The sequence below is a fragment of the Corynebacterium flavescens genome (genome assembly GCF_008693105.1).
In the GTDB taxonomy this organism is placed as follows: Bacteria; Actinomycetota; Actinomycetes; order Mycobacteriales; family Mycobacteriaceae; genus Corynebacterium; species Corynebacterium flavescens.
Window position 1 is genome coordinate 12,720 of sequence record NZ_VXKK01000013.1, and the last position, 22,585, is coordinate 35,304.

At 61.6% G+C, this 22,585-nt stretch carries 21 protein-coding genes; 11 read left to right on the plus strand and 10 right to left on the minus strand.

From position 1 onward, the window contains the following. Positions 1-35: 35 nt before the first annotated feature. The 6 genes from F4V60_RS01355 to F4V60_RS01380 all read right to left on the minus strand — a co-directional run bounded on the left by F4V60_RS01355 (position 36) and on the right by F4V60_RS01380 (position 7,162). Positions 36-1,727 carry an ABC transporter ATP-binding protein gene (locus tag F4V60_RS01355; RefSeq protein ID WP_075728989.1) on the minus strand — a complete coding sequence of 564 codons (1,692 nt, stop codon included), beginning with the start codon at positions 1,725-1,727 and terminating at the stop codon, positions 36-38. Next, the gene (locus tag F4V60_RS01360) at positions 1,727-2,686 is read right to left on the minus strand and encodes an ABC transporter permease (RefSeq protein ID WP_075728990.1); all 960 of its coding nucleotides are present in this window, start codon (positions 2,684-2,686) and stop codon (positions 1,727-1,729) included. Before F4V60_RS01360 ends, F4V60_RS01355 begins: the two co-directional genes overlap by 1 nt. Further along, positions 2,679-3,605, minus strand: coding sequence for an ABC transporter permease (locus tag F4V60_RS01365; RefSeq protein ID WP_075728991.1), 927 nt, complete (start codon positions 3,603-3,605; stop codon positions 2,679-2,681). The genes F4V60_RS01360 and F4V60_RS01365 overlap by 8 nt, the downstream gene beginning before the upstream one ends. A gap of 152 nt (positions 3,606-3,757) precedes the next feature. Then, the gene (locus tag F4V60_RS01370; protein WP_075728992.1) at positions 3,758-5,356 is read right to left on the minus strand and encodes a peptide ABC transporter substrate-binding protein; all 1,599 of its coding nucleotides are present in this window, start codon (positions 5,354-5,356) and stop codon (positions 3,758-3,760) included. A gap of 223 nt (positions 5,357-5,579) precedes the next feature. Next, complete coding sequence (locus F4V60_RS01375) at positions 5,580-6,491, minus strand: alpha/beta fold hydrolase (RefSeq protein ID WP_075728993.1); 912 nt, start codon at positions 6,489-6,491, stop codon at positions 5,580-5,582. 170 nt (positions 6,492-6,661) lie between these two features. Continuing rightward, a complete protein-coding gene (locus F4V60_RS01380) occupies positions 6,662-7,162 on the minus strand; it encodes a phage holin family protein (RefSeq protein ID WP_075728994.1) in 501 nt (166 codons plus the stop codon). 113 nt (positions 7,163-7,275) lie between these two features. On the opposite strand from F4V60_RS01380, the gene F4V60_RS01385 reads away from it, so the two are divergent. After that, entirely contained in the window at positions 7,276-7,986 is a 711-nt protein-coding gene (locus F4V60_RS01385) for an oxidoreductase (RefSeq protein WP_075728995.1), read from the plus strand. On the opposite strand, the gene F4V60_RS01390 is transcribed toward F4V60_RS01385, so the two are convergent. After that, a complete protein-coding gene (locus F4V60_RS01390) occupies positions 7,983-8,846 on the minus strand; it encodes an HAD family hydrolase (RefSeq protein WP_075728996.1) in 864 nt (287 codons plus the stop codon). The genes F4V60_RS01385 and F4V60_RS01390 overlap by 4 nt on opposite strands. 521 nt (positions 8,847-9,367) lie before the next feature. Between F4V60_RS01390 and ssd the strand changes: the two genes are divergently transcribed. Genes ssd through F4V60_RS01425 form a run of 7 tightly spaced genes read left to right on the plus strand, consistent with a single transcriptional unit; the run spans position 9,368 to position 13,950 of the window. Further along, on the plus strand, positions 9,368-10,534 hold the full coding sequence (gene ssd / locus F4V60_RS01395) for a septum site-determining protein Ssd (RefSeq protein ID WP_084559107.1): 1,167 nt from the start codon (positions 9,368-9,370) through the stop codon (positions 10,532-10,534). Then, positions 10,531-11,694 carry a TadA family conjugal transfer-associated ATPase gene (locus tag F4V60_RS01400; RefSeq protein WP_075728997.1) on the plus strand — a complete coding sequence of 388 codons (1,164 nt, stop codon included), beginning with the start codon at positions 10,531-10,533 and terminating at the stop codon, positions 11,692-11,694. Before ssd ends, F4V60_RS01400 begins: the two co-directional genes overlap by 4 nt. Beyond that, positions 11,691-12,485 (plus strand): type II secretion system F family protein, encoded by a 795-nt coding sequence (locus tag F4V60_RS01405; RefSeq protein ID WP_075728998.1) that lies wholly within the window; start codon positions 11,691-11,693, stop codon positions 12,483-12,485. The genes F4V60_RS01400 and F4V60_RS01405 overlap by 4 nt, the downstream gene beginning before the upstream one ends. After that, positions 12,479-13,081, plus strand: a complete 603-nt coding sequence (locus F4V60_RS01410) for a type II secretion system F family protein (protein WP_075728999.1) — start codon at positions 12,479-12,481, stop codon at positions 13,079-13,081. The genes F4V60_RS01405 and F4V60_RS01410 overlap by 7 nt, the downstream gene beginning before the upstream one ends. Positions 13,082-13,123: 42 nt before the next feature. Beyond that, positions 13,124-13,318, plus strand: a complete 195-nt coding sequence (locus tag F4V60_RS01415; protein WP_075729000.1) for a DUF4244 domain-containing protein — start codon at positions 13,124-13,126, stop codon at positions 13,316-13,318. Positions 13,319-13,321: 3 nt separating this feature from the next. Continuing rightward, positions 13,322-13,633 (plus strand): hypothetical protein, encoded by a 312-nt coding sequence (locus tag F4V60_RS01420; protein ID WP_075729001.1) that lies wholly within the window; start codon positions 13,322-13,324, stop codon positions 13,631-13,633. Continuing rightward, positions 13,630-13,950, plus strand: a complete 321-nt coding sequence (locus F4V60_RS01425; RefSeq protein ID WP_075729002.1) for an Rv3654c family TadE-like protein — start codon at positions 13,630-13,632, stop codon at positions 13,948-13,950. The genes F4V60_RS01420 and F4V60_RS01425 overlap by 4 nt, the downstream gene beginning before the upstream one ends. Here F4V60_RS01425 and F4V60_RS01430 read toward each other — a convergent pair. Then, positions 13,947-16,295: a Zn-binding domain-containing protein gene (locus F4V60_RS01430; RefSeq protein ID WP_075729003.1), complete on the minus strand. Its 2,349-nt coding sequence runs from the start codon at positions 16,293-16,295 to the stop codon at positions 13,947-13,949. The genes F4V60_RS01425 and F4V60_RS01430 overlap by 4 nt on opposite strands. 224 nt (positions 16,296-16,519) lie before the next feature. Here F4V60_RS01430 and F4V60_RS01435 point away from each other — a divergent pair, with 224 nt between their 5' ends. Further along, positions 16,520-16,723, plus strand: coding sequence for a cold-shock protein (locus tag F4V60_RS01435; protein WP_075729004.1), 204 nt, complete (start codon positions 16,520-16,522; stop codon positions 16,721-16,723). Positions 16,724-16,816: 93 nt separating this feature from the next. Here the strand turns inward: F4V60_RS01435 and F4V60_RS01440 are convergent, their stop codons facing one another. Further along, on the minus strand, positions 16,817-17,446 hold the full coding sequence (locus F4V60_RS01440; RefSeq protein WP_075729005.1) for a DedA family protein: 630 nt from the start codon (positions 17,444-17,446) through the stop codon (positions 16,817-16,819). A gap of 263 nt (positions 17,447-17,709) precedes the next feature. Here F4V60_RS01440 and topA point away from each other — a divergent pair, with 263 nt between their 5' ends. Both topA and F4V60_RS01450 read left to right on the plus strand, forming a co-directional pair. Then, positions 17,710-20,706, plus strand: a complete 2,997-nt coding sequence (topA, locus tag F4V60_RS01445) for a type I DNA topoisomerase (protein ID WP_150387352.1) — start codon at positions 17,710-17,712, stop codon at positions 20,704-20,706. Positions 20,707-20,718: 12 nt separating this feature from the next. Beyond that, entirely contained in the window at positions 20,719-21,333 is a 615-nt protein-coding gene (locus tag F4V60_RS01450) for a lysoplasmalogenase family protein (RefSeq protein WP_075729007.1), read from the plus strand. Here the strand turns inward: F4V60_RS01450 and F4V60_RS01455 are convergent. Then, positions 21,283-22,569, minus strand: a complete 1,287-nt coding sequence (locus F4V60_RS01455; protein WP_084559108.1) for a DUF418 domain-containing protein — start codon at positions 22,567-22,569, stop codon at positions 21,283-21,285. The two genes, F4V60_RS01450 and F4V60_RS01455, sit on opposite strands and share 51 nt — an antisense overlap. Between the last annotated feature and the right edge of the window lie 16 nt (positions 22,570-22,585).

The following is a 22,585-nucleotide window of genomic DNA, read 5'->3' on the forward strand; positions in this document are numbered from 1 at the left end:
CGCGAGCCGGGATGCCGCTGCGAGGAGGACAATGTTTATTCCGCGAGGCCGAGGTTCTCGCCGGTGCCAATCTCGATGTGCAAGCCAGGAACCGAATTGATGAGGTTCTTGGTGTAATCCTGCTGCGGGTTTTCAAAGACCTCATCGGAGGTGCCCTGCTCGACAACCTGTCCCTTCTTCATCACCACGATGTCATCCGCCGTTTGGCGCACGACCGCAAGGTCGTGGGTGATAAAGAGGTAGGAGAGCTCGAGGTCACGCTGCAGCTGGGCGAGCAGCTGGATGATCTGGTTCTGCACCAACACGTCCAGCGCGGACACGGCCTCGTCGAGGACGAGAACGTCAGGCTTTAGCGCTAGCGCGCGGGCGATGGCGATGCGCTGGCGCTGCCCGCCCGAGAGCTCGTTGGGGTAGCGGCGCATGGCCGAGCGCGGCATGGACACCATATCGAGCAGCTCAGCCACCCGCTGCTCGCGTTCCTTGCGCGAGCCAACGCGGTGCAGGGCTAGTGGCTCCTCGATGCACTTGAAAATGGAGTACATGGGATCCAGCGAGCCGTAGGGGTTTTGGAAGACCACCTGCATCTTGCGGCGCAGATCGAAGAGCTGCTTGCGCGAGAGGTTAGAGGTGTCCTGGCCTTCGTAGGCAATGGTGCCGGAGGTGGGCTCAAGCAGGTTGAGAACCATGTTGGCCACGGTGGACTTGCCTGATCCGGACTCGCCCACTAGGGCCAGGGTGGTGCCGCGGTGAAGGTCGAAGGAGACATCATCGACGGCCTTGAGGACCTTCTTCTCACCGCGCTGGCCGCGGATATCGAATTCTTTGCAGAGGTTTTTGACCGAGATGACGGTCTCTTGAGGCTTCTCGCCATCCGCGGTGGCGGCGACGAGCTCGGCAGACTCGAGGCCAGCCTCGCGGGCGGCGCGGATGCGAGAGGACGCCAGGGAAGGGGCAGCAGTGACCAGCCGGCGGGTATAGGGGTGCTGGGGGTCGCGCAGGACCTCGCGCGAAGGGCCCGATTCCACGATGCGACCACGGTGCATGACAATGAGATGCTCGGCGCGCTCGGCAGCAAGACCGAGGTCGTGGGTAATAAAGAGCACGGCGTTGCCCAGCTCCGCAGTGAGGGTATCGAGGTGGTCCAGAATGGTCTTTTGGACCGTGACATCCAGAGCCGAGGTGGGCTCGTCGGCGATGAGCAGCTTGGGCCGCGCGGCTAGACCCATGGCGATGAGCGCGCGCTGGCGCATGCCGCCGGAGAACTCGTGGGGGTATTGCTTGGCGCGACGCTCGGCGTCGGGAAGCCCGGCCTCCTCGAGCAACTCGACGACACGGTGATGATGCTCGCTGCCTTTGACCACGTGATTGGCGCGCAACGATTCATCGATCTGAGTGCCGATGCGCCACACCGGGTTGAGGTTGGACATGGGATCCTGGGGAACGAGGCCGATCTTATTGCCGCGCAGCGCCTCAAATTGCTTGTCATTGAAGTGCGTGATGTCCTGACCCTCGAAGAGGATGCGCCCGCCGGTAACGCGGCCGGTGCCGGGCAAAAGCCCGAGGATGGCCATGGCGGTGGTGGACTTGCCCGAGCCGGACTCGCCCACAATCGCCACGGATTGTCCCGGGTAGATGCTCAGGTCGACGCCGCGAACCGCCTCGACCACGCCGGTGGAGGTGGTGAAGGAGATCTTCACGTCCTGCATTTCCAGAAGTGGCTGATTCATTAGCGCTTCCTCGCTTTCGGATCGAGGGCGTCGCGGACGACGTCACCCATCAAGATGAAACTTAGGACAGTCAGGCCCAGGGCACCGGCAGGGTAGAAGAGCACGGCCGGATTGACGCGCAGTGAGGCCTGGGCATCAGAGATGTCGCCGCCCCAGGAGACGAAGGTGGAAGGCAGGCCAATGCCCAGGAAGGACAGCGTGGCCTCGGCGACGATGAAGGTACCCAGAGCCACCGTGGCATAGGAGATGATCGGGGCTGCGGCATTGGGCATGATGTGGCTGAAGAGGATGCGGCCGTCGGAAGCCCCGACGGAGCGGGCTGCCTGGACAAACTCCTCGTTCTTGATGGACATCACGGCGCCGCGGGTGATGCGGGCGATGGAAACCCAGCCAAAGAGCCCGAGGACGAGCACCACGGTGATAATCGTGCGATGCTCCTTGAACATCTGCATGACAACGATGGCAGCAAGAACCAGGGGAATGGCGAAGAAGATATCGGTGATGCGGGAAAGAACGGCATCGATCCAGCCGCCGAAGTAGCCCGCCAAGGCGCCGACGATGGAGCCGATGAGGACCACCAAGGCGGTGGCGAGGATGCCCACGGCGACGGACGCGCGTGCCCCGTAGATGACGCGGGCGTAGATGTCGCAGCCTTGGCGGTTAAAGCCAAAGGGGTGGCCGGACTCGGAAGGATCGAGCGACCTGGATAGCTCGCAGGAACGCGGATCGACGCTGGTGAACATCCCCGGGAAGAGTGCCAGCAATACCGCGACGAGGATCATCGCGGAGGCGACCCAAAAGAGGGGACGGCGGCGCACGTAGCGCCACGCCTCACCCCATTGGGAGGAGGGGGCGGATTCATCCTTGACCGCGTCGACGGCTCCGAGGCCGCTCTCATCCGTGGTGGCGATGAAGTGTTCTTGGCCGGGGCGCAGGGTGGTGTTATCGAAGTTAGGCATAGCGAATCCTCGGATCGAGTACTGCATAGAGAAGGTCAACCAGCAGGTTGGCAATGATGTAGATGATCACCAGCACCGTGGTGAAGGAGACGATGGTCGTGGGCTCACCGCGCAGGATGGCCTGGTACATGGTGCCGCCGACGCCGTTGATGCCGAAAATGCCTTCGGTGACGATGGCGCCGGTCATCAAAGTGCCCAGGTCGGCGCCTATGAAGGTCACCACGGGGATGAGTGAGTTACGCAGGACGTGGCGCACGATGACCGTGCGATTGCTCAGGCCCTTGGCGCGGGCGGTGCGCACGTAATCGGCCCGAAGATTCTCGCTGATGGATTGCCTTGTGAGGCGGATTACATAGGCCAGGGACAGCGCACCAAGGACTATCGCGGGCATGAGCAAGGACTTGAAACTCTCGTTCGCTCCGACGGTCACCGGCAGAAGGCCCCATTTAATTCCGACGAGGAACTGCAGGACGAAGCCGATGACGAAGGAAGGCACGGCGATGACGAGCAGGGAGGCCACCAGCACGGTGGAATCGAAGAAGCCGCCGCGGCGCATACCGGCGATGACGCCGAAGACGATGCCGAAGACCAGCTCGAAGCAGATGGCCATGAGCGCTAGCTTGACCGTCACGGGGAAGGCGTTCGCCATGACCTCTGTGACGGGGACTCCGGAGAAGGTGGTTCCGAAGTCGAGGAGGAAGATGCCCTTGATGTAGAGCAGGTACTGGAGGATGAAGGGTTTATCCAGATTGTATTCGGCTTCGATCCGGGCTCGTGCCGCCTCGGTCAGGCCGCGATCGCCGCCCAAGGCCTCGACTGGATCGCCCGGCATGAGGAAGACCAGCGCGTAGATGAGCAGGGTGGCCCCGAAGAACACCGGGATCATCTGGAGCACTCGGCGCCCGATATAGCGCAACATAAAGTAGTCCTTTTGGGTTTAGTAAGTGTGCAAAGTCCCAGCCACGACCGCAGGCTTTACGGAGAGAAAGCCCCGCCCTGCGCTGAAAGGCACGGGCGGGGCGATGTACTCGTTGCCCGCGGTGATGCTGGGTTTCTAGGAAACGAGTCGGTCTAGGACTTGGTGATCTCGTAGTAGACCGGCTGTGACTTCCACGAGAAAGTGACGTTGTCTACGGCCTCCGAGTAGCCGCCGGTGGCATTGGGGTACCACAGCGGGATGGAAGGCAGATCCTTGAAGAGGACGGCCTGGGCCTCGTTGTACTTTGCAGCTGCCTCATCCTGGCTGCCGGCGGTGGATGCTTCCTTGAGGAGCTGATCGAACTCCGGGTTGGAGTAGTCACCGTCGTTGGAGGAGCCGCCGGTGGCGTAGAGCGGGGCGAGGAAGTTACCCAGTGACGGGTAGTCTGCCTGCCAGCCGGTGCGGAATGCGGACTTGATGGTGCGGTTGGTGACATCATCGCGCAGGGACTTGAAGTCCGGGTACGGGGTGCCCACTGCCTCGATGCCCAGGGTGTTCTTGATGCCATTGGATACGGCGTCTACCCAGCTCTTGTGACCGCCGTCAGAGTTATAGGCAATCTCGAAGGAGGGCGAGGTCCACTCGTTGATCTCATCGGCCTGGGCCCACAGTTCCTTGGCTTTCTCCGGGTCATATTTGACCACGTCGTTGCCCTCGATGTTCGGGGAGAATCCAGGCAGAACCGGGGAGGTGAAGTCGGTGGCAGGGGTGCGCGTGTTCTTGAAGATGGTCCCGGTGATCTCCTCACGGTTGATGGCATGGGAGATTGCTTGGCGACGCAGCTTTCCTTCCTCGCCACCAAAGTGCTCCAGGTTTTCACCGATGGTGAAGGACTGGAAGCCGGCGTAGGGCTGGTTGATGGCGCGGTCACCGAGGTCTGCCTCGTAGACGTCGAAAGCGGCGTCGGGGACGGTCTCAAGGACGTCGAGGTTTCCGGCCAGCAGATCCGCGTAGGCCGCGTCCTGTCCGGCGTAGAAGACGAAGCGGATGCCGTCGTTGGCCGGCTTGCGGTCGCCTTTGTACTCCTCGTTGGGGACGATGGTGGCGTCCTGGTTGTGATTCCATTCGGCCAGCTTGTAAGGGCCGTTGCCAATAGGGTTCTGGCCGAAGGCGTCCATGTCATCGAAGGCGACCTCAGGCAGCGGGTAGAAGGCCGAGTAGCCCAGCTGCTGCGGGAAGTCAGACTCTGGGGAGGAAAGCTCGATGGTGAAGGTCTTGTCATCGACCACCTTGAGTCCCTCGAGAGACTCGACGCCCTCCTTGTAGCCCTTGATGCCGCTGAAAAAGGAAGCGTTGAGCTGATCGTTGGCCACGGCGTAGTTCCACGCATTTACGAAGGACTTCGAGGTGACGGGCGTGCCATCGGAGAAAGTGCTGTCCTTGAGCTTGATGGTGAACATGGTGTTGTCATCGTTGGGCTCGATCGACTCAGCGAGTTCTAGCTTGGTTTCGCCATCGGCGTCATAGTAGGCAAGACCTGCGTAGATGGAATCAACGATGCGTCCGCCGCCGACCTCATTGGTGTTGGCCGGGATGAGCGGGTTCTGTGGCTCGGTGCCGTCGGCGAGAACGTAGTTCTCCCCGCCTCCTGCGGCTCCGGTGCTGGAATCGTTGCTGTCGCTGCTGCAGGCTGCGAGGGCAAGGGTCATGGATGCTGCCGAAAGTGCGGCAATCGTCTTCTTGATCGTCATGGGATGGGAGAGACCTCCGAAGTTGCACGAAAGATGGAAAACCTGTGATCTGGTTTACTGAAAAGCTACCTTGTGTTCAGTTACACACACAAGAGTTAACCTAACAAACCATACCTTATATTTCTATCACGCGATAGGTAGTAAACGTTAACCTGCGATTATTGCGGCCGTGACAGCAACGCCCTCCCCCTATGGGGGTAGGTCATATCATCCTAAGGAGAGCCTAAAAGCGTCCCATCCAGCTGGCAATCGTTTGCGCAAACGTGACAGGGTTCTCCACATGCGGCAAGTTCTTGGAGTCGGGGATGGTGCTCGCAGTAAAAGTTCCCCGGACCCGCTTGGTGGCCCTTTTAATCACTGGTCGCCACAGCTTCTGATCGGCGTGCACGAAGAGCACCGGGCGGGTGACTGCAGTCTCCACCCATCCGAAGGGGACCACGGCAGTGCGCAGGCGATGATTCCACAGGATCCCACGGCGGACATTCCCGATTCTTGAGGCCTGAACGCGCAGCGAGAAGATCTTTTCCTTCTCGCTCTCCGGAAAATGCGTGGAGACGTTGAGATCCAGATCGCGGCGATAGGCGGCCACGCTCAGCAAAGGATTGCGACGCACCAGCGTCTTGGGCAGACGGCATAGGAAAGCGCGTAGGGATACCCACCCAAAGTCCCAAGGGCGCGCTGCCACCGCGCGACGCAGATCAACTGGATGCGCCGAAGATATGGACACCAGCCCGCGAATGCGCTCTGGGTGGCTGGCGCTCAAGGCCCAGGCCACTGCCCCTCCCGAATCCGCGCCCACGAGGAAAGCGGAGCTGTGTCCCATGGCCTGAATCAGCCCGAAGATGTCTCCCACCGCCGTGCGGATGTCTTGGCCGGCCTCCACCGGCGGCTTATCGGACATGCCGAAGCCTCGCATATCCACGGCGGCGACATGGAATCCACGCTGGGCAAGAGGGGCTATCACCTTCTGGAAATCAAACCAGCCGCCAAAGGAGCCGTGGATGAGGACGACGAGCGGATCGGATTTGTCCCCTGCCGTCGCGGCATGCAGGCGCAGACCGCGAGTGTGGAAGAACTCGTGCTCGAAGGGGCCGTCGAGTTCGACTACGGAGGGGGAAAGCGGCAGGTGGGTCATGGAGAACCTTTCTACATTGCCCGTGCCAGGCGGCGCCCGCGGACGGTGAATAGTATTAGCGCGATAGAAAAACCGCTCGTCGAAAAAGAGCGCCGAGCGGGGGATAGGGAGAGTGCAATAAAGAGGGAGGCTTTTCTAGAGAGCTAACACCGTGTGAAGGGGGAGAGGGCTTAGGTGAAAAGTCCGCTGCCCTTGTCGAGGGACTTGGCGGCCTTGCCTGGGACGAGGTTCTTTAGCTCCTTGGTTGACTCGATGGTCTTCTCCGGCATCCTTATCTGCTTGACCTTCTTGAAACCGACGAAGGCCACGATGGCTGCGAGGACGATCATCAAAAGGAAGACAATGAGGAATGCGGCCCAGCGGTCAAGCCACACGCTCAGCAGCTCGGCGAGGAAGAAGAAGAAGAAGAAAGAACTGTAGAGCGCAACGGTGCCAGCGACGCCGAAAAGCCCCGCGCCGATGCCGCCCTTCTTTGCCGAGACTGCCAGCTCTGTCTTGGCCAGTTCTACCTCGGAGCGCACCAGTTGCGACATTTGCTCGGTGGCGTTTGATACCAGTTGCCCAATGGATGCCTCACCGGTTTTTGAGGTATCCGAATCGCTTAAGGGGATCGAGTTAACCTTCGGAGCGAATTGCTCGGACCCGTCAGTGAATAATCCTTCTTTGCTCACGGTAAAAAACTCCTAGCGTCGATACAAAATCTTTTTACGGTCATACTAATGGACTTCATTCGCTCCATGAAGGCGCGACTCTCACGTGAACCTACACAGCTATCCTATATGTTATGCCAGATTCTGATCCCTTGTCCCCGCTTTTGGAGCTACCGGGGGTCGAAGCCGCCGCAGCTGCCGCGGTGGAAAGCATCTCCCGCGCCCACCGCCGCCCAGCAGGATTGCGCAAGTTTGAGCTCATCTCCTCTGAATCGCTCATGCGGGGCGCGCGCTCGAGCGTCTCGATTTCCGGCGCGGCCATTCCTCCTGCCCCGGCCCCGGAGGACGTGGAGCACGGCCCTCTGGCCGAAGCCATCAGCGCCTATTCCTTGCTTGCTCCGCCCCTGCAAGAGAGCACCGTCCGCACCTTTGCGCGCGCCCCTTTGCAGGTGCTGGCGCGAATCGACGTCGCCGCAAGGGGCCGCGGCATCCCCCAGTTCGGCGCTGCCCGCCTGCAGGCCCTGGCGCGCCTCATAACTCACGGCAGCGGGGTAGCCTTCGATAGGCTCCTGCCGGTAGTAGTGCAGGTAGAGATCGCCGCGGGAGGCTTGTTTGGCCCTCGCAGCGGGCTTGTCGCTCAAGTCGCAGGAAGGGTGGCCGCGATTCACACCGGGCTTGACCCGCGCGGTTTCGCCGTACCGGAAGGCTATCTCAACCGGCACCGCGAGCGCTATCACACGCTTCTCGCGGACTTTTTTGAGCAACCTGGCCCGCTTTTAGAGATGCTCCTTGCAGCTTGGAAGGCCGGGGGCGAGGAAGCCGACGCGATTGCGCGCGCCGTTTAGGCGGAGTGCTTGGGGTTAAGAAAACCCGTGGGGTGCTGCGCCAGCCATATGCCGGCCGCGACGATTGCTGCCGCGCCCGCGACCACGGAGGCCCCGATGCCAACTTCTTTGGCGCCCGGCATGCTCAGCAGCGGCACCGGATCCTTGAAGGTGCGGATATCCCAGCCTTGATCGAGCGCGTGCTTCTTCATGCCACGATCGGGATTGACGGCCACGGGGTGGCCCACTAGTTCCAGCATAGTAATGTCCGTGGCGGAATCGGAATAAGCATAGGATGCGGCCAAGTCGATGTTGTCCTCGGCTGCAATCTCGCTCAGTGCCGCCGCCTTAGCCGGCCCCTTGCAATAGTGCAGGATCTTGCCGGTGAACTCACCGTTGTCCTCCTCCAGCCGTGTGGCTACTACGCGCTCTATGCCGAGTTCGTGCGCGATGAGCTCAACAAGCACGGATGCCGAGGCGGAGACAATAACAACCTCGTGGCCGGCCGCGCGGTGACGGGAAATCAGCTCCCGCGCCTCAGCGTAGATCGCCGGCGTGACCACGTTGTGCATGGTCTCCCGCGCGATATCGCGCACCTCTGCGACTTTCCATCCAGCCACCATGGTTGCCAATTGATCCCGGGTGGCATCCATCTGCTCGCTCGACTGGCCTGCGAACATGTAGCTGGCCTTGGCCAGTGACATGTGGAGGGCCTCGGCCGGAGTGATAAGCCCATTGGCCAAGAACTCGCGCCCGAATGCAAAGGCCGAGGAGGTGGCGATGATCGTCTTGTCTAGGTCAAAAAACGCCGCCACCTTGCCGGTGCTTGCGCCACTGCGGCGCGCACTCGCAGCCTGCGGCGAAAGGTGGTGTGGGGTCATTGCCTGCCTAATCTCAATTAAGTCTCGGCCTTGAAGGCAGAGATGACGGTGATGCTGATGATAAAGAAGTTACGGATGTGAAAAGAATAGCCCACCGCACTGACGCTGTCACTACCGTTTTTGCTTTCCCATTCTTCTTGTCGTGCTTTTCCGAACTTTGGTTACGCCTCGCCCTTGTTCTTTCTTGTTGTCCTTAGTTGACAAGCGTGTCATAATGAACGTGCAAGGCCCCGATATACTGTGTGGCCTGCCCCGGTTCTCTCCCCCGAGACCGGGTTACTGACGGCCCGCGCACACCCCCCCCCGAGGCGCGGGTCGTCACCTATATCTAGGTACTGACCTTTTTGAGTCCTGATCTTTTTGAGCGCCGAGCCTTTTTCAGCACTTAGCTGAGGGTTGTCCACAGAAGGTAGTTGTCGCAACCACAAAGTCATGGCTGTATGCGTTCGTTGGCTATATGTATCCACAGCCTCCGACGCACTCTCTAGTCTTGGGATTTGTTCCGCGGCAGGCTTAAGTCCATGAGCAAAAATCACCAGAGGCGCGCGGCCCAAGGCGGAGTGAATGCCAGTACTAGGGAAGTCCTTTCTGCTGCCCGCGGAGGACACCATGGCTATATCCTCGTGGCCATCGCCGACCCTACTCTGCGTTCTGAGGCGGTGCATGCCGCCGCGGCAACAAGCCTGGAGGTAGTCCAAGCCGAAGATCCCCGAGACATCATGCGGCTGAGTTCCTCCGCGACGGCAATCCTGGCAGATGCGCTGACCGCTCCCACGCTCGCCGGAGCGGATAGATCGGCTTTAAGCCGAGCAGGCGGCCATACGCCAGTGGTCTTTTTTATGGCTGCGGATCCCGGGCCCATCAACTACGAGGCGGCGCTGAAGTGCCGTGCGCGCCAGGCATTCATTCTTCCCGCAGAATCCACCATGCTCCTGGGTGCTCTCGGAGCCGTAGTGGAGCAATCCACGCAACGCGGTGCGCGCAGCAGCCCCGCACGCGGGGGCTGCATCGCAGTTGCCGGGACTGCCGGGGGAGTGGGGACGTCGACCTTCGCGGTGGCTCTGGCTCGTACCGTCGGCGAGGCTCTGCTCGTTGACGCGGACCCGCGCTCTGGGGGCCTTGATTTGCTGCTCGGGATCGAATCCGTGCCGGGGGCACGCTGGCCGGAGCTGAACTTCGGTGATGGCAACATTGACGCCAACGATCTTAAGCGCGCGCTGCCTGCCACCTCCGATGGAATCGCGGTGCTCTCCCAGGCACGGTCCACAGTGGCAGACTCTTTCCAGCTCAAGCCCGCTGTCGTAGACGGGATTATCAAGGCCATGCACTCCGATCCCGGCTTCATCATCGTTGACTGCCCGGTCGATGCCATCCCCCAGGACTGCCACCACACCGTGTTGATCACCGCGGCTGAGGTGCGCTCGGCAGCGGTGGCGCAACAAGCGGTGCTGCGTCTGAGCTCCTCCCGGATTCCATACAGCCTTGTGCTGCGCCACCGCCAGTGGTCGGGGCTGGACCGAGAGGACGTCGAAAAGCTCGTGCACTGCCCAGTGAGCGCGGAAGTGCCCACCATCAAGGGGCTGATGCGGCACGTGGAAACTAGCGGATTGCCCACGCGGCTTCCCGGAGCATTGACCAAGGCAGCCGAAGCTGTCCTCGCGGAGGCAGAGGGCGGGCGAGCACAATGAGCGACATCCTGGACAAGATGCAACACCTCCTTGCAGCTCAGCCGGAGCTCGCCGTCGATCCCGCAGCGCTGGCACGGCGAATTCGTGCCGAGGCTGGGGTCATCAGTGACGTCGATGTCCTCGAGTTGCTGCGCCGTTTGCGCCAAGATTCTATGGGCCTGGGAAGGCTCGAAAGCATGGTCACGCAGCCTGGGGTCACGGACGTTGTTGTCAATGGGCCCGACAAGGTTTTTATGGACAGGGGCTACGGGCTGGAAGAACTCGACTCACCTTTTGGCAGCGATGCGGAGGTTCGCCAGCTAGCCACCCGCCTTGCCGCCGCGTGCGGAACCCGGCTTGATGATGCACAGCCTTTCGCGGACGGGCGCATCCGTCGCGCCGATGGCACGAGTTTGCGCCTGCACGCTTTGCTGTCACCACCTGCCGTCGACGGTACGTGCATCAGCCTGCGGATCCTAAATCAAGCACAGACGTCTGTGAAGCAGTTGGTGGGCAACCGCACTGTTGCCCCGGAAGCCGCAGACGTGCTCGAGAAGATCGTGAAGAAACGGGTTTCCTTCATCGTCGTGGGCGGAACTGGCTCGGGAAAGACAACTCTGGTCGCAGCACTCCTGGGCTTGGTGTCGGTGAAGGAGAGAATCCTCATCATCGAAGACACCTCGGAGCTGGCGCCGATGCACCCGCATTGCGTGAGCCTGGTTTCCCGGCGCGCCAACGCCGAGGGTGCGGGAGAGATAACCATGGCGCAGCTGCTGCGCCAGGCATTGCGAATGCGCCCAGACCGCATCGTGGTCGGGGAGATTCGCGGGGCCGAGGTAGTGGACTTGCTTGCGGCGCTTAATACTGGCCACGACGGTGGGGCAGGAACACTGCATGCAAATTCACTAGCGGAAGTGCCCGCGCGGATGGAGGCGCTTGCCGCATTGGGAGGTATGGGCCGTCAAGCGTTGCATTCGCAGCTATCAGCAGCTGTTCATGTGGTGCTTGTCATGGAACGGCGACCTGAAGGTAGGAGGCTAGCGCACATCGGTGTGCTCGAGGGAAACCCGGTTGTCCCGCGCATCATCTGGAGTCTGGATTCCGGCAAGTCTGAGGGCTACCCGCAGTTTCTTGACTCTCTGGGGGACAAGTCTGACGGGAAGATAGGGGTGTCACCATGAACCTTGAAATCTATACCGCAATGCTGCTCATCGCCGCGGCGCTGTGTTGTGTGGATCCCCGTGTGAGTGGTCGCGTGCAGCTAAAACAGAAGTCACGACCTGCGGCGAGGATAGTGATCACTAGTGCTGTTGTCGCCGGAATGGTGGTGTTTTATCTGTTCGGAAGACTGAGCGCAGCACTAGCGGCTATCGCGATTAGCTCTTGTATCGTCTGGACAATCAAGAGCTCTCTGCGCTCACGTCAGAATAAGCGCGCGCAGGAGGCAATGGCGGCGTTTCTGGGGGTTGTCACGGCTGATCTGCGCGCCGGGGCCACTGTGCCGCGGGCACTGAATCGCGGAGTGGAAGCCCTCCCCGGCAATGCGCCAACAGAGTTTGCGCAGATACTGCATTCGGCGGCCGTCTTGGCCCACAACGGTGCCTCGCCGCATGTGGCACTGCATGAGGCCACGCACCCGGAATTGCTGCGCTTGGCGTATATGGTGGGACTCGCGCACACTCATGGAATTGCGTTGGCTCCGCTGCTGGAGCAGGCCCACAACAGGATCGACGCTCAGCGCCGGCACGTACAGGCCACTGCCGCGAGCCTGCAGGGCCCACAGGCCACGTCCATTGTCTTGGCCTGCCTGCCGCTTGCGGGCATAGCCATGGGCGGGGCAATGGGTGCTAACTCCTTGTCGTTTCTCCTCGGCGGTGGGCTCGGCGGGGCGCTACTTGTGGGTGGCGTAGTGCTCTTGTGCAGCGGCTTCATGTGGTCGCGCACCATCATTGACAAGGCAAGCCCATGTTAAGCCTGCTGCTTCTCGCCGCGGCCCTGCTTGTCCCTTCTGCGCCCGCCGCAGTCCGAGTAGCCCCACGAAGAGAACCCAAGTCGGCGCGGGACGGGCCTCATCGCCGTAGCGCACTGGTGCACAGAGTGCGCAATCGCGTGCAGGAGCTGCGCGGGACTCGGGGGGATCCGCTTGCCGCCGCAGCCGATATAGAACTCTTCGCTGCGTGCATTAACTCAGGGCTGTCTACCAGGCAGGCCGCGGTGGCTCTAACGCGGGTCTCAGGGCCTGCCACCGTCTCCGCGTGGAACCGCTTAGCGGCTTTGCTCGGGGTGGGCGTGGATGTGTCCTCCGCTTGGGCACACATGCGCGAGGAGCCCTACTTGGGCGCGCTTGCCAGCCTGGTGGTCATGTCGGATCATTCCGGTGCCGCTATTACTGCAGGCTGCCAGAGAATCATCGCCACCCTGCGCGCCGAAGCAACGGCTCATGCCACTGCGGCAGCCGAGCGCGCAGGAGTGTTCATCGCCTTCCCGTTGGCAGTGTGCTTCCTGCCAGCCTTCATCGTTCTAGGACTGGTACCGGTTGTCATCAGCCTTGGTGCCGAGCTCTTCTGACCTAAACCACACAACAAAACACTTCATTTGAAAGGGAACAACATGTTCATCACAACCATCACCAAAATCAAGCAGGAACTCAGCAATGACCGCGGGATGTCGACCATCGAGTACGCCATGGGGTCTTTGGCGGCGGCAGCACTTGCCGCGGTGCTGTACGCCGTCATCAACGGTGGCGGCGTCGTCGATGCCATCGAATCAATCATCACCGATGCTCTGTCTAAAACGCCGAGTTAGATAATGAAAAAGATCGCAGGTGATGCCGGCTCCGTGACGGTGGAAGCCGCTCTGGCCTTGAGCTCGCTCGTCATCGTTGCCGCCGGCATCATCGGCGGGGTATCAACCATGGCGGCGTACATCGCCGCCGTCGATATCGCTGGGGCGGCAGCGCGTTCCCACGCACTCGGCGTGCCCTATCAGCCCGCCGATAGCGACGTTTCCATAGGCGTGGTGGAATCCGGCGGGCTAGTCACAGTCGAGGTCACCGTGCCAGCGGCGCTCATGGATATGCGCGCCACCGCTGTCTTTCCAGCGGAGGTCGGCGCGGCATGAAGGTACTACGAAGGGATCAGGGCTATGCCACGGTGGTTTCCGTTGGTATCATCTTGGCAGTTGTCTCGCTGCTCTTCGTCGTGCTCTTGGCGGCCTCCCGCGTTGCCGCGCGTCACGAGGCCCAGCAGGCCGCAGATCTGGCGGCGGTGGCGGCGGCATGGGAACTGGCCCTGGGGCGCCCAGCATGCGAGAAAGCAGAGCATGTGGCGGTGCTTAACGACGCCACGGTGCGTGAATGCACTCAAGAGGGCCGTGACGTTGTAGTCATGACGGCAGTACGCGGGAGCGTTGCCAGCGCCCGCGCCGGCCCGGTCTAGCTTTCTTCCGCCCTGGGTTGGGGGTGGCCTTGTGTCATGGAGACTAGGGCCCCTAGCAACGTGATGGCTCCGGCCTTGTCCAAGGGATTATTGCCGTTTCCGCACTTGGGGGATTGCACGCAGGAGGGGCAGCCGGACTCGCAGGGGCAGGAGCGAACGGCGTCGAAAGTCGCCGCAATCCACTCGGGGAAGCGCCGAAAACCTTCGTCGGCGAATCCCGCCCCGCCAGGGTGCCCGTCATAGACAAAAACGGTGGGCAGTTGAGTATCGGCATGCAGGGCGGTGGAGACTCCGCCGATGTCCCAGCGGTCACAGGTGGCAATGAGTGGCAACAGGCCAATTGCCGCGTGTTCTGCGGCATGCAGAGTGCCCGGGGTGTCTGCGGCGCTGATGCCCATGGCGGTTAATGCCGAGGGGTCTATCGTATAGGCCACCGCGCGGGTCTGCAGGCGCTGTTCCGGCATGTCCAGCGGGATATCCTCGCCCACAGTGCCATCGGGAAGCCGCACTTGGTAGCCGGTGACTTGATCCGTGACCTCCACATCGACGCTGGCCACCCATAGACCAGGGGAGTAGTTCACCAGGGAATCTGCCTCACGCAGGATGCGAATGTCCGTGGCCGAGCGGGCAGTGGTGGTGTACTCGGGGCTAGCGGGCCGGGCTAGGGCCATGTAGTCGCTCCAGAGGAGATCTTCAATGACATAGGAATCGCCTTGGTGCAGGTAGACCGCGCCGGGATGAACTTGGCCGGTGGCGCGGGCGGCGTCGATTGTCCCTAGCAGGCGTCCATCCGAGGCATCGACGATCATGACCTCTTGACCGGAGCCACCGCGCAGGGTCACGGCTGAATGGGAGGTCTCCGGGGTGAGCTCTGAATCCAGCTGCGGGACGGCGAACCAGCCACGCTCGCGGTGGCGCACCAACCCTTGTTGCTCGAGGGTGTGGATAACCTCCTCAGCGCCAAACGCGGCTATCTCAGCATCGCGCAACGGCAGCTCAACGGCTGCGCAGTAGATGTGTCCGTAGAGGATATGAGGGTTGCTCGGATCGAATACGCTGGCCTCAACGGGCTTGCCTAGTAGGGCTTCCGGGTGGTGGACCAGGTAGGTGTCCATTGGCTCGTCGCGGGCAACGAGCACCACGAGCGAGCCCTGCCCGCGGCGGCCCGCACGCCCTGCCTGCTGCCAAAAACTGGCCACGGTACCGGGAAAGCCCGCGGTGACCACGGCATCGAGGCCGCCCACGTCAATGCCAAGCTCCAACGCTGAGGTGGTGGCGACTCCCAAGAGCGCGCCCTCATCCAAGCGGCGTTCCAACTCGCGCCGATCCTCTGCCAGGTAGCCGGCGCGGTAGGCCGCGATGCGCTGCGCGAAATCGGGGCGCGCGAAGGACCCCGATAGTTCCTCAGCAGCACGCATGGCCACGATCTCAGCCGAGCGCCGCGAGCGGACAAAAGTCAGGGTGCGCGCACCCTCGGCCACCAAGCCTGCCATCATGCTGGCCGCCTCGGTGGTGGCGGCGCGGCGCACGGGGGCACCGTTTTCTCCTTCGGCACCCTCGATGAATCCGGGCTCCCAGAGGGCTACAGTGCGCGCGCCAGTGGGGGCGGTATCTTCCGTGATTTCCACGATGGACTCGGCAGTGCGTCCGGTGAGCCGCTGCGTATGTAGCGCCGGGTCTTTCATGGTGGCCGAGGCCGCGATGATGACTGGGCGGGAACCATAGTGCTCGCACAGGCGCAGCAAGCGGCGCAGGACCAAGGCGACGTTGGCGCCGAAGACACCACGGTAGGAGTGGCACTCGTCGATGACAATGAAGCGCAGGTGCCGCAAGAAACGCGCCCAGCGTGGGTGTGCGGCAAGCACAGACATGTGCACCATGTCGGGGTTGCTAAAGACAAAGCGCGAGGATTCCCGGATACCGGCGCGTGATTCCTGTGGTGTATCGCCGTCATAGGGAGCGGGAAAGATGGACTTGAGTTCTGGGATGGCGCGGCTGAAACCTAGCGCCGAATGCAGCTGATCCGAGCCCAGCGCCTTGGTGGGGGTCAGGTACAGGGCGCAGGCGGTCGGCTCTTGTGCCAGCCTCGACAAGATGGGCAGCTGGTACCCCAAGGACTTGCCGGAGGAGGTTCCCGTGGCGATGACGCAGTCTTGGCCGGCCCATGCGGACTCGGCCACGCGCACTTGATGTTGAAAAAGCGATGTGATTTCGCTCTCTTTGAGAAAGTTTTTCAACCCAGGGAGGACCCACTCCGGCCACGGGCCATATTGGGCCTTCTTGGGCGGGAGTACTGTGCTATATGTGCAGGTAGACTCCGAAATTCGGCGCTGGAGAAACTCCATTAATTCTGTGCCGAAAGGGTGGGAAGAACTCACGGCGGTTACCCCCTTTAGCGTTTTTATTTGGGATTAGACTATCGCGCACGGCCTAAACGTGTCACACTGTCCGTGGCCGATGTTTTCTTGGCGCAGTGTTTTATTAAGGTGCTGGCGAAGATCCATTTACCGCCGAGCGCCCACCTCATGGGGGTTCGCAGATCCATATCAAGACAAGAGGTTTTAAAACCATGGCACAAGGAACCGTTAAGTGGTTTAACGCAGAAAAGGGTTACGGCTTTATTGCGCCGAACGACGGCTCTGCTGACGTATTCGTTCACTACTCCGAGATCAAGGGTTCGGGCTTCCGTTCCCTCGAGGAGAACCAGGCAGTGTCCTACGAAGTAGGAGACGGCCCCAAGGGACCGCAGGCTCAGGACGTTCACGCCCTTTAATTCAGAGCTTTTAATCTCCTGTACCTTTCGAGGTACGGGAGATTTCGCGTTTTCGCCTTAATGCTGAGCTATAGCCCGGATCTTCCTGGCAGCTTAGGGCGTCTCGGCGTAGCCACGGCGGGTATCCCACCACTCCAGCAAGGCGTTCTGCCCGCGCTGCATGCCGAAGCCGATGATGACGGCGGCGATGATGCTGATGACCATCGCCAGGGCGGGGGAATCAGAAAAGGCCATGCCGCCCACGTAGCCGATGGCGAGTGCCTGCGCGGCCCAGATGGCAACGCCGATGGCGTCGAAGAAGAAGAACAGCGGCCACGGGTAGCGCATGGAGCCCAAGAGGATGGTCATAAACAGGCGCGCCGAGGGGATGAAGCGGGCGATGATGATCGCCGCACCGCCGCCGCGACGCATGTTGCGCTTGACCCAGGCTAGGCCCTCGTAGGCGCGGGATCCCTTCTGTACGCGGTTGACCAGCCCCATGAGGCGGGTTCCCAGCAGGAAGCAGAGGTTATCGCCCATAATGGCGGCGACGACTGCCACGAAAAACATGGTGGGAACGTGCGGGATTCCTTGTGATCCTGACCAAGCCCCCACCATGTTGAGGGGGATCTCGGAGGGGAGGACGGGGAAGAAGCAGTCAAAGAAGATGAGGGTGCCTACTAGGGGGTATACCCAATGTGTCAGCATGACAGCTTCGATCCATGCTGTGATCGATGCGATCATAATTCCTCCGCGGGACGTGCGAACTTCGTGTTAGAGTGCCCAACAATGCACTACCGCGCATTATTGGTTGGGGCCATCAAGGCGCCAAGTATAGACCCGCCTGATGGAGGGGTGCGCAGCGAGACATAATAATACTGCCTTAGTCGTTACTGACTAAGGCGATGTACAAGTATCTGTGTACGCTATTGACAATTGTATCCTCGGCACAGGAAGCGGAGGACGCTGATTTTTTAGTTCGAGTCCTCGAAAGGGATGAAGTCGAAGTGGCAGAAGCAGCCGGTCAGGGAAAGACCCTGGTCATCGTCGAGTCGGCGACAAAGGCGAAGAAGATCCAGCCATATTTAGGCGACAAGTACATTGTGGAAGCCTCGGTTGGTCACATTCGCGATCTGCCACGCGGCGCCGCTGACGTGCCCGCGAAGTACAAGAAAGAGCCGTGGGCGCGTCTCGGCGTCAACCCTGAGGACAACTTCACCCCGCTCTACGTCATCAGCCAGGACAAGAAGAAGAAGGTCGCGGACCTTAAGGCCAAGCTCAAGCAGTGCGACCAGCTTTATCTCGCAACAGACCCTGACCGCGAGGGGGAGGCCATTGCCTGGCACCTGCTCGAGGTACTAAAGCCCAAGGTGCCGGTGCGGCGCATGGTCTTCAACGAGATCACCAAGTCAGCCATCATCGATGCTGCGAATAACACCCGCGAGCTCGATGAAAACCTCATCGACGCCCAAGAAACGCGTCGCATCCTCGACCGCCTCTACGGCTACGAGGTGTCCCCGGTGCTGTGGAAGAAAGTCATGCCTCGCCTGTCTGCCGGGCGCGTGCAGTCGGTGGCTACTCGCGTCATCGTTGAGCGCGAGCGCGAGCGCATGGCTTTCATTGCCGCGGAGTATTGGGATCTTTCCGCCACGCTGCGCACGCTGTCCCAAGGCGGAGATAATCCTTCCACCTTCAACGCTCGTTTGAGCTCCATCGACGGCAAGCGCGTGGCTGTGGGCCGCGACTTCGATGACCGGGGGAAGGTGAAGAAGGGCGAGGAAGTCGTCGTCCTCAAGCAGGAGCAGGCCCAGGCCCTCGCGCAAGGGCTTTCAGGCTCCCACATGAACGTGGCCGGGGTGGAGCATAAGCCCTATACCCGCAAGCCTTATCCGCCGTTTATGACCTCGACGCTGCAGCAGGAGGCGGGGCGCCGGCTGCACTTTACTTCTGAGCGCACCATGCGCATCGCGCAGCGTCTGTATGAAAACGGCCACATTACTTATATGCGTACGGACTCGACCTCGCTGTCGAAGCAGGGCCTCGACGCCGCGCGCAACGCCGCCACCACCATCTATGGTTCGGAATACGTGGCAGATTCTCCGCGCATTTATGACCGCAAGGTAAAGAACTCCCAGGAGGCGCACGAGGCCATCCGCCCCGCGGGCGAGACCTTTGCCACCCCCGGCCAGCTGGCCGGAAGGCTCGATACGGAGGAGTTCAAGCTCTACGATCTCATCTGGAAGCGCACCGTGGCCTGCCAGATGGCGGACGCCAAGGGCACCTCCATGAAGGTCACCGTGGCCGGGCTGTCTACCTCAGGCGAGGAGGTCGAGTTCTCCGCCACCGGGCGTACCATTACTTTCCCCGGATTCCTCAAAGCTTACGAAGACGCCGATACGGGGTCCAAGAAGGCGAAAGACGGCAAGGACGCAGAGACTCGTCTGCCGCACCTGGAGGAGGGCGAGAGCCTTAACGCTGAGCATGTCACTGCGGACAGACACTCCACCAACCCGCCGGCGCGCTATACGGAAGCCAGCCTGGTTAAGAAGATGGAGGAGCTGGGCATCGGACGCCCTTCGACCTATGCCTCCATCATCAAGACCATTCAGGACCGCGGCTATGTGCTCTCTCGCGGCAATGCCTTGGTTCCCTCGTGGGTGGCTTTCGCCGTCATCGGATTGTTGGAGGGCAGCTTCACGGAGCTGGTGGACTATGACTTCACCTCCTCAATGGAAGATGAGCTCGATTCCATCGCCGGGGGCAATGAGGACGGCACGAGCTGGCTCAAGGACTTCTACTTCGGTAACGCCGAAGCCAAGGACGAGAAGGCGGCGTCTATTGCCCGCCACGGCGGCCTGAAGTCCCTCATCGACATCAACCTTGAGGCTATCGATGCGCGCAAGGTGAACTCGCTCAAGCTCTACACCGACTCGCAGGGCCGCGACGTATTCGTGCGCGTGGGCCGCTACGGGCCCTATATCGAGCGTCTGGTGGGCCACAATAAGGAGACCGGTGAGCCCGAGTATCAGCGGGCGAATCTCTCCGAGACCACCACGCCCGACGAGCTCAACGAGGCATTCGCCGAGAAGCTTTTTGCCACCCCGCAGGGCGGGCGCGAGCTAGGCACCAACCCGGACAACGGCCGCACCATCGTGGCCAAAGAAGGCCGCTTTGGCCCCTATGTCACCGAGGTAGTGCGCGAGGACGAGCGCGACAAGGCGGAGAAGGAAGCGTTGGACGTCGTCGCCGCTGAGCGCGCCGCCGAGGACAAGCAGCGCGCGGAAGAAGGCAAGCGCGCCAAGAACTGGGAGACCAAGACGGCCCAGAAGCAGCAGGAAAAGCGCGTGGCCGAATACATTGAGGAAAAGCTCAAGCCCCGCACCGCTTCGCTCTTTAGCTCGATGGAGCCCGCCACAGTGGGTCTTGAGGATGCCCTGCGGCTGCTTTCGCTGCCGCGGGAGGTGGGCAAGGATGATGACGGCGAGGTCATCACCGCCCAAAATGGTCGCTACGGCCCGTACTTGAAGAAGGGGAACGATTCGCGTTCCCTGGCCAACGAGGAGCAGATCTTTAGCATCACCCTCGAGGAGGCACGCCGCATTTACGCTGAGCCGAAGCGTCGCGGTCGGGCGGCGGCACAGCCCCCGCTCAAGCAGTTGGGTGATAATGACGTCTCCGGCAAGCCCATGACAGTCAAGGACGGCCGCTTCGGCCCCTATGTCACCGATGGCACCACCAACGCCTCCTTGCGTCGTGGCGACGATCCTGAGCGCCTGACCGACGCCCGCGCCAACGAGCTGCTTTCCGAGCGTCGCGCCAAAGAGGCCGCCAACGGAGGCAGCGCCGCCAAGCGCAGCACCAAGAAGGCCGCCAAGAAGTCGACGAAGAAGACAGCAAAGAAGTCCACCGCTAAGAAGTCGACTAAAAAGTCGAGCACGAAGGCTACTAACAAAACCACGAAGAAAGCCACGAAGAAAGCAGCACCGGCCAGCGCCCGTTCCTAGGACCGAGCCGCCATGACCATGAGTGTTTTTGAGTTTCGCGCGCGTACCCGGGAGGGCGCCAGCGCCCTAGTACAGGCGGTGAAACGTTCGCCCGAATTGCTATCGCCGCACGCGCAAGTAGCACCACTTGGTGTCGCCGTGCTGGCTGCGGCCGGGGCACAGGTGGCGAAATTGCGCCAGCCCTCGCGTCCTTCCCGTGCCGCCATTGCCGCGGTTGCGGGCAGTTACGCCATCTACTCCGTGTTGCTCTGGCGTCGCGGTGCGCGCAACGATGCCCGGGGTTGGGCTTTGCGCGGCGGCGTGTGGGCTGCAGGGAGCGCGTTGGCTGCGGCCCGAGCCAAAGTCGAATCTCGAGAGGCGGCAGCAGACAAGGCGGCGGTGATGATAGGTGGTGCAGCCACCGCCGTCACCTCGGCGCTGGCAGGTGATAAAAAGCTACGCACCCGCACTAGCGCTGGCGCGAGCCACGGTGCGAATCTTTTGCTGGCCTCCGAATCGCTGACGTATCTGCGCACGCTCCTTGAGGCGACACCGCAGGCTAAGGCCGTGGCTTATGCCGCGCTTGGAGCCCAGGTGCTAGGGCAGTTCCTGCTTGTCGACGCCCTCTTTCACACCCCCCGGCGCTAGCCGTGGAGTGGGTTCTGGGCGCATAGTCTTGCCATAAGACACCCGGCGATGCAGCCACTCGAAGGGGCCGGGAAGCCCACGGGCCTCGAGGATGCAGGCCAGAAAGAGGGTGATAAGCCATACGCCGAAGGCGATCGCCATCTGGCCGGCCGCGCCGAATTGCGGGCCGAAGTTGAGGGTGAAGGGATAAACCAGCGCGAAAAACAGCACGGATTGTCCAAGGTAGCCGCTCATGGAGCGCTTGCCCAAAGCAGCTAGAGCCCATAGGCCGCGGGGCAGAGTTGCGCCCCCACTGACGCGCTCTTGGACGCCGTGGAGGGCCAGCGCTGTTGCAGCGAGGATGGCTGGGCCGGTGAATACTCCGAGGAAGGAGTTGGCCATGAGCCCGGCGGCGGCGAAGGACTCGGGCACGACCCCGATGGAGCCAAGCCCCCACGGAAGGCCGACAAGCACGATGACGGCGCAGCCGGCCACACACCAGGAGATGAGCTGGGTGCGGTGGGAGGCGACATCGCCAAGCGTGCCACGACGCGCCCACACGAAACCGATGATCATCAGCGGCAGGTAGTTAAAGAAGACCAGCGGGGTGCCCGCAAGCTGCAGCAGGAAGAACATGAACTGGGAGCCAACGAGGTGGGGATAGGAGGAAGTGTCGACGGGATCCCCCATGCCACCGGCGGAAAAGTTCACCGCTAGGGAGGGTTCTACGTATCCCAACACCCCAAAGCCGAGGCCGGCGAGTCCCGTGAGAGCGAGCAAAATCCACGCCACGATCATCAGCGCCCTATCGGAGAGGGGGAGGAGTAAGGCGAGGAGGATCCCAGCTAGCCCGTAGAAGATCATGATGTCGCCGTAGAAGAGGAATATGCAGTGTACGGCGCCGAAGACGAAGAGCCAGCCGTAGCGGCGGATGAGGACACGGCGAGCGCGGCGCAGCGGAAACTCACGTCGCCACAGGCTCAGCGCTATAAGCCCCACACCGAAGCCTAGAAGCGTGGAGAACATGGGTAGGCCGCGCACGTGAACGAAAAGGGCGGCGAATAACACTGCGGCCTTATCGAGGACACTATCGTTGATGATTCCGCCGAAATGGCTGGCAGGGCGGTCGTGGGTGATAATCCATGCGGCCGAAACATTGGCCATTGCGATACCGAGCAGAGCGAGGCCGCGGGCGACATCGGGCACGACCAAGCGCGGGCGGGTGGGCGAGAGCGAGGAAACCTGCGGGGTACTCATGGGTTGAATGGTATAG